This is a genomic window from Micromonospora sp. 4G55, from assembly GCF_016803375.1.
This window is the reverse complement of record NZ_JAEVHN010000351.1, coordinates 1-6,380: the sequence shown is the minus strand read 5'-3', so window position 1 is coordinate 6,380 and position 6,380 is coordinate 1. Positions and strand designations below refer to the sequence as shown.

Annotated in this window: 8 protein-coding genes; 5 read left to right on the top strand and 3 right to left on the bottom strand. The window is 71.4% G+C overall.

Features of this window, described 5'->3' with window-relative positions:
• Nucleotides 1–894: 894 nt before the first annotated feature.
• The 4 genes from JNW89_RS23930 (at nucleotide 895) to JNW89_RS23915 (ending at nucleotide 4,186) form a co-directional block, all read left to right on the top strand.
• Nucleotides 895–1,125, top strand: coding sequence for a Beta-galactosidase C-terminal domain (locus tag JNW89_RS23930; protein WP_238450584.1), 231 nt, complete (start codon nucleotides 895–897; stop codon nucleotides 1,123–1,125).
• Nucleotides 1,126–1,165: 40 nt separating this feature from the next.
• Entirely contained in the window at nucleotides 1,166–1,942 is a 777-nt protein-coding gene (locus JNW89_RS23925) for a DeoR/GlpR family DNA-binding transcription regulator (RefSeq protein ID WP_238450583.1), read from the top strand.
• Between the two features lie 194 nt (nucleotides 1,943–2,136).
• On the top strand, nucleotides 2,137–3,024 hold the full coding sequence (locus JNW89_RS23920; protein WP_238450582.1) for a hypothetical protein: 888 nt from the start codon (nucleotides 2,137–2,139) through the stop codon (nucleotides 3,022–3,024).
• A 205-nt stretch (nucleotides 3,025–3,229) separates the two neighbouring features.
• A complete protein-coding gene (locus JNW89_RS23915; protein WP_238450581.1) occupies nucleotides 3,230–4,186 on the top strand; it encodes a sporulation protein in 957 nt (318 codons plus the stop codon).
• A 68-nt stretch (nucleotides 4,187–4,254) separates the two neighbouring features.
• Here the strand turns inward: JNW89_RS23915 and JNW89_RS23910 are convergent, their stop codons facing one another.
• Together JNW89_RS23910 and JNW89_RS23905 are read right to left on the bottom strand one after the other, a co-directional pair.
• On the bottom strand, nucleotides 4,255–4,635 hold the full coding sequence (locus tag JNW89_RS23910) for a hypothetical protein (RefSeq protein ID WP_154942987.1): 381 nt from the start codon (nucleotides 4,633–4,635) through the stop codon (nucleotides 4,255–4,257).
• A 100-nt stretch (nucleotides 4,636–4,735) separates the two neighbouring features.
• Nucleotides 4,736–5,440 carry a glycerophosphodiester phosphodiesterase family protein gene (locus JNW89_RS23905; protein ID WP_238449862.1) on the bottom strand — a complete coding sequence of 235 codons (705 nt, stop codon included), beginning with the start codon at nucleotides 5,438–5,440 and terminating at the stop codon, nucleotides 4,736–4,738.
• Between the two features lie 183 nt (nucleotides 5,441–5,623).
• On the opposite strand from JNW89_RS23905, the gene JNW89_RS23900 reads away from it, so the two are divergent.
• The gene (locus JNW89_RS23900) at nucleotides 5,624–6,046 is read left to right on the top strand and encodes a hypothetical protein (protein WP_238449863.1); all 423 of its coding nucleotides are present in this window, start codon (nucleotides 5,624–5,626) and stop codon (nucleotides 6,044–6,046) included.
• Nucleotides 6,047–6,149: 103 nt separating this feature from the next.
• Here the strand turns inward: JNW89_RS23900 and JNW89_RS23895 are convergent.
• Nucleotides 6,150–6,380, bottom strand: a 231-nt coding sequence (locus JNW89_RS23895) for an ATP-binding domain-containing protein (protein WP_238449864.1), incomplete at its 5' end; no start/stop codon positions are given.

The window sequence follows — 6,380 nt, the reverse complement described above, 5'->3', positions numbered from 1 at the left end:
CGCTCGCTGCGCCCGTCCCCGCCGGCCAGCCCGACCCAGTGGCGGAGGTCGTCTCCTCCTGAGGAGGCCGGGTTCACCGCCCGCGATGGCCTGGCGCGCCGGGCGGCGGCTATCGCGGTGTCCACTTACGTTCGTCGGATTGGTCGCTGCCGGAATTTGTCGTACCCGTTGGGTTGGGTGTGGTTGTGCCTCGTCGTCGGGATCCCAACGGGCCTCGGGTCGTGTATCGCACGGCTCGTGTAGCTCTGCGGGTGACGGCTGGGCAGCGGCGGCGGTGTTTCGGATTGCTGCGCTCGGCCGGTGACGTGTGGGCGTGTGTCCTGGAGGTCAACGCGTGGCGACGCCGTCGCCAGGATGCGCCGCTGGCTGGTTATCAGCAGTTGTGTCGGGAGTTGTCCGGGCCGGGGCCGGGCACGTTCGGCGAGTTGGACAGCACGGGTGCCCGGTCGGTGTTGCGGCGGTTCTCCGATGCGTGGTTCGCGGCGGCGAAAGCCCGCCAGGACGGTGACCTGTCGGTGCGGTTTCCGCGTCGTCGGCGGGCGTTGATGCCGGTGCGCTGGTATCACGGCACGTTCACCCTCGACGGCCGTCGGGTCCGCCTCCCCACGGCCAGGGGCACGTCGCCGTTGTGGGTCAGGCTGGCGCGGGAGGTGCCCTATCCGGTCGAGCAGGTCCGCTCGGTCACCCTGCTGTGCGAGGGCGGCCGGCTGTTCCTCGACGTGACCGCCGAGGTTCCGGTGGCAACCTATCCGGCGGGTCAGGGGCCGGACCCGGACCGGGTGGCGGGGGTGGATGTGGGGATCATTCACCCGTATGCGGTGGCCGGCCCCGCTGGTGAGGGGCTGTTGGTGTCGGGGCGSSCGACTGCTCGCCGAGGCGGGGGCGCGTCCCCCGGTGGCCGCGCCGACCGGCGTCGAGGTGGTCCGCCGCCGCGCCGGCGACCGGTCCTGGCTCTTTGCCATCAACCACACCGACGCCGAGGTTCGGCTCGACGTCACCGGAACCGAGCTGCTCGGTGGCGCACGCTGCGCCGGTGAGCTGCGCGTGCCGGCCGGCGAGGTGGCGGTGGTCCGGGAGGGACACGTCGGTCCGGTCCCGCTCGGCGAGCCGACGGCGACGGCCTGACCTGCGTACCGTTTCCCCGTCCGCCCGGTTAGGAGGCTCGATGCTCGCCCAGCAACGGCAGACCGCCATCCTGGAACTCATCCGGCAGCGCGGCGGCGTGCGGGTCAGCCACCTGGTGAGCCGGTTCGGGGTCTCCGACATGACCATCCGTCGGGACCTGGAGGTGCTCGCCGAGCGGGGGCTGATCGACAAGGTGCACGGCGGGGCGACCCTGGCCGGGCCCGGCTCGGCCGAGGAGCCCGGCTTCGCCGCCAAGTCGATCCGCCAGCAGGGGGAGAAGCGGGCCATCGCCGAGCACGCCGCCGGCATGGTGGAGCCCGGCATGGCGATCGCCCTCTCCGCCGGTACGACGACCGCCGCGCTGGCCACCATGCTCGCCGACGTACGCGGGCTGACCGTGGTGACCAACTCGATCCCGGTCGCCGACGCGCTCTACCAGAGCCCACGCGCCGACCAGACCGTGGTGCTCACCGGCGGAATCCGCACCCCGTCGGACGCGCTGACCGGCCCGGTCGCCGAGGCGGCGATCAGCTCTCTCAACGTCGATCTGCTCTTCCTCGGCGTGCACGGGATGAGCCCGCGGACCGGCTTCACCACGCCCAACCTGCTGGAGGCGGCGGTCAACCGGCGGCTGATCAGCGCCGCCCGGCGGCTGGTCGTGCTGGCCGACCACACCAAGTGGGAGACCATCGGCATCGCCACCATCGCCCCGCTGGAGGAGGCCGACGTGCTGATCACCGACGCGAAGCTGCCGCTGGAGGGGCGCCGGCAGATCGGCGAACAGGTCGGCGAGCTGGTCGTCGTCGAGGCCGACTGACCGGCCGAGGGCCCGTCGCGGTCCGCCCGTTGGCGCGGACGCGGACAATAGCGCGTCGATCGCGCCGCCCTTCACGGGTGACGGGAATCGGTCAGTAAGCCGGCACCATCGACGCCGCCTGATGCCGGTCAAGCCCGACACATCGACACCGATGGGCGCTTACCTGGCCTGCCGCAACTGAGCAGCATGTCAGCGTGCAGAAGCAATCAGAGCGCTGGCTGATCGTCGCCGCCATCCTCCTCGCCTCCCTGCTCACCACGGTCGCGTTGGTGTCGACCCTGGAGAACGCCAGCTTCCTGGCCGGCCTGGTCAGCGCCGTGATCACCACGGTCGCCCTGCTGGCCGTGTACCGGCGGGAACGCGCCGACCCCGAACCGGCGGCCGGCGGCGAGGTCCAGCCGGCCAGTTTCGCGCGTATCTTCACCGGGCGACAGTGGCTCGCGGTCGTGGCCGGGGTGGTGGCCTGCGGCGTGGTCGGCGCGGCCGTCTCGCTCTCCGGCGCGGGTGACTCCGGCGGCGGTGAGGACGCCACGAACAACGACTCGTTGACCCCGACCACCGCGTCCACCACCCCGTCGGTGGCCCTGACCGATCCCACGCCGACCGGCACGGCCGACCCGACGAACACCCCGGGGCCGACCGGCAGCCCAAGCACCCCCGTGGACGACGCACCGACGGTCGTCTATTTAGGTGCGCTCGAACCTGCAGAGGGCGACCGATTCCCGAAGGCGGCAATGCTGTCCGGCCAGCCATACACCAACAGCGCGGAGATAGCTTGCTGGTACCCGACGTCGGATCCGGTCGAGTGGAACGTCGCTGGCTACCAGAAGTTGACCGCGACGCTGGGTGTCGATGACAACGCCGAGCAACCGTCCGGCCGGACCGCCCAATTTTTCTTCCACGACCAAGCCGGCCGGACGTTGAGGGCCCCGGTTGAGGTCGCGGTCGGGCAGCCAAAGTCCGTGTCGATCGACCTGAAGGGCGTGGTCCGACTCAGAGTGAACTGTGCCGGCCGCGACACCAGGAGCAACCGGACCCAGCGGCTGTACGCGGTCATGGGAGACGCCCAGATCAGCAGGTAGAGATCCAGCATCGGCCATCAGCCCGTCGGGTGTCCCGGGCAGCGGTCGGCCTGACGCGGGCTTACCGCACAAGTTCAGGCTTGGCCACCGTGCTGGGTTGCCGAGCGCCGCGCTTCCCAGGCACTTCCCAGCCGTTCCGATTAGGGTGCCCTGGGTAAGAGTCCGCGCTCCACCTCGGAGCGCTTCGTGTGCTGCGGGAGTGTCGATGGTCTTCAAGAAGATGCTGAGCGCGTTCGGTGTGGGTGGGCCCAGCGTCGACACGGTCCTGGCCAATCCGAACACCCGGCCGGGCCTGACCCTCGACGGGCAGGTCAACCTCGTCGGCGGGGACGCCCCGGCGAACATCGAGCAGATCACCGTCGGCCTGGTCACCCGGGTGGAGATCGAGGGCGGCGACACCGAGTACGCCGGCATCATGGAGTTCCAGCGGATGGCGGTCAGTGGGCCGTTGCAGCTGGCGCCGAAGCAGCAGCTGTCGATCCCGTTCCAGCTGCCGGTGCCGTGGGAGGCCCCGATCACCGACGTGTACGGCCAGCGCCTGCGCGGGATGACGATGGGTCTGCGTACCGAGCTGGCGATCGCCCGGGCGGTCGACAAGAGCGACCTGGACCAGGTCAACATCCACCCGCTGCCGGTGCACGAGCGGATCCTGGAGGCCTTCCAGCGGCTGGGCTTCCGGTTCAAGCACGCCGACCTGGAGCGCGGTCACCTCCGCGGCACCCAGCAGACGCTGCCGTTCTACCAGGAGATCGAGTTCTTCGCCGCGCCGCAGTACGCCCAGGCGGTCACCGAGGTCGAGCTGACCTTCGTGACCAGCCCGCACGGCATCGAGGTGATCCTCGAGTGCGACAAGCGCGGTGGCTTCCTCAGCGCCGGCCACGACGCGTTCGGCCGGTACACCGTCTCGCACGCCGACGCGGACCGGGTGGACTGGGCGCAGGTCGTCGACGGCTGGCTGCGCGAGACCACCTCCCGCTACGGCAGCCTGCGCGCCGCCGGCTTCGGCGCCCCGCACGGGTACGGCCACCGGGGTCACGGCATGGGCGGCATGGTCGCCGGGGCGGCCCTCGGCGTCGCCGGTGGCCTGGTCGCCGGGGAGATGATCGAGGACGCCTTCGAGGGTGACTTCGGCGGCGGCGACTTCGGCGGCGACTTCGAGTGAGCCGACGCGACGATGGCCCCTGGGACTCGTCCCGGGGGCCATCGTTCTCACGGCGTTGATCTCGTGGGTCAGTGACGGGCCTTGCGCTCTTCACTGCTGCGGAAGTTGCTGCCGGCCTTGGCCAGGCCCCGGCTGCCCAGGTAACCGATGGTCAGCAGGGTGATGAAGAACCAGGCCTGCGGGGCGCGGAAGATGTCCACCCCGACCGAGTTCTTACCGACCAGGAACGACGCGGCCAGTATGCCGATCACGCCGGCGATGTAGACCCAGAACTCCGTCGTACGGAGCGACGGCTTGGTTTCCGTTCCGGGTGCCTGCATCACCTGCTCGCGGTGCCCGTCGTGCATCATCGGCATCGGACGGGTCGGAGCCTCGTTCATCGCCGCCCGGTTGGGCGCGTCCTGCATCGGCCGGTTGATGGGCCTGGTGGATGCAGCCTGCGTGCTCATCTGGTCCTCCTCAGGATTTGATGAGTACCTGCACTCCCTCGCCCCGCTACCGCGTTTCGGCCACGGCACGGTTCGCGTTCATGGCGCGGGCACCCTCCGTCTACCCGACGCCCCCGGGAGGTAACACCGGGTCACCAGCGGATTGTTGCCACCGGTGGCGCCCTGCCGGGAGAGCGCCACCGGCGTGGTACGTCAGCGCAGGCCGTTGCGCACGGCCACCCGGACGAGCAGCTCCGGCACGGACCTCCCGGGCGGTCACCTGGACGAACTGCTCGCGCGGCGCGGTCTCGGTGGGCGCGCCGGCCTCCACCTTGGTCTCCACGTTGAGCGTCACGTCGTCGGCCCGGTAGCGCTTGATCAGGTCGAAGACCTCCCGCAGCAGGGGCATCCGGGCGCCGGCCACGGCCAGCTGGCCGGGCTTGTCCGGCAGGGTCCGGGAGCCGCAGTCGAGGGTGCGCACCTGGGCCAGGGTGAGGGTGTTGACGTATCTGCCGACGTACGGGAACTCCGGGTCGCCGGGGCGCACCGGGGCGGTGTCCACGCACTTGGCCCCGCTGACCTTGCGGTCGTGAGTCACCACGGCCTGGCCGTCCTCGGTGATCTGCACGCCCAGTTCCAGCGTGTTCACGCCGAGCTGGAGGGCGTTGCCGAACGAGGCGAGGGTGTTCTCCACCCGCAGCCCGAGGCCGCCGCGGTGGGCCTGGAGGTCGAAGGTCCGCTCCGGTCCCGGTCGCGCCTGGGCGGGCGCGGCCAGACCGGACGTCACGGTCGCCACCACCAGGGCGGCGATGGCGGTACGGCGCATTCTGCGCAGGCTGTCTCTCCTACGGGGGCGGGCGGTTCCCGCCAACCCGCCGGTCAGCATGGACAGCGGGAACGGCCGGCAGGCGAGCGGCGGGCGGCCGGTCGGTGAACCGGCGTGGACCGGTTTGGTCGCGGCCTGGCCGGGCAGGCAGTGGATTACCGCCAGATCTGCGAGGTGATGGACGTGCGTGACAACGACACGATGCGGGAGTCCGCCCGGCTGGCCGAGGAACGCCTCACCGCCGGCGTCTACGGCGAGGGCGCCCTGGACGAGGTGACCGTGCCGCAGACGGACGTGCTGCGGGTGATCCAGGAGCAGGACCCGGACGATCCGGCCGACGCCCCGATCGACCCGAACGTGCTGCGCGACGGCGGCCCGACCCGGGGGCAGGGCGCGATCACCACCACCGGCGGCACCGCCGGGCCGGCCAGCGTGCGCCGGTTGGCCCGCCAGCCGGAGCGACACCGCGGCAAGGTCGCCCCGACCACCACCGGCGACGCCACCACGGGCGGCCTGAGTACGCCCGCCGGTGGCTCGACGAGCGACAAGTCCTCGACCGGCTCCCAGGTGGGCAACTTCACCAACGATCGCGCGAATCCGGGCTGACCCGGTCTCGCGACGATCGCGAACGCAAGCAGTGGCCTCACCCGCACGGGGTGAGGCCACTGCTGTCCACATCGTTCCTCGCCGGTGGAGCCGGGAGCAGGGGTCAGGAGGTGGGGCGGAGCACGCCCAGCCGCTGGGTGGCCCGGGTCAGCGCCACGTAGAGGTCGCTGCGCCCGCGCGGGGACTCGGCGACGATGGCGTCCGGGTCGACCACCAGGACGGAGTCGAACTCCAGGCCCTTGGCCTGACCCACGGTCAGCACCACCACCCGGCTCGCCAGCTCCGGCTGTTCGCCGACCGCGGCCTCCGGCAGCGCGGCCACCACCGCGGCGGC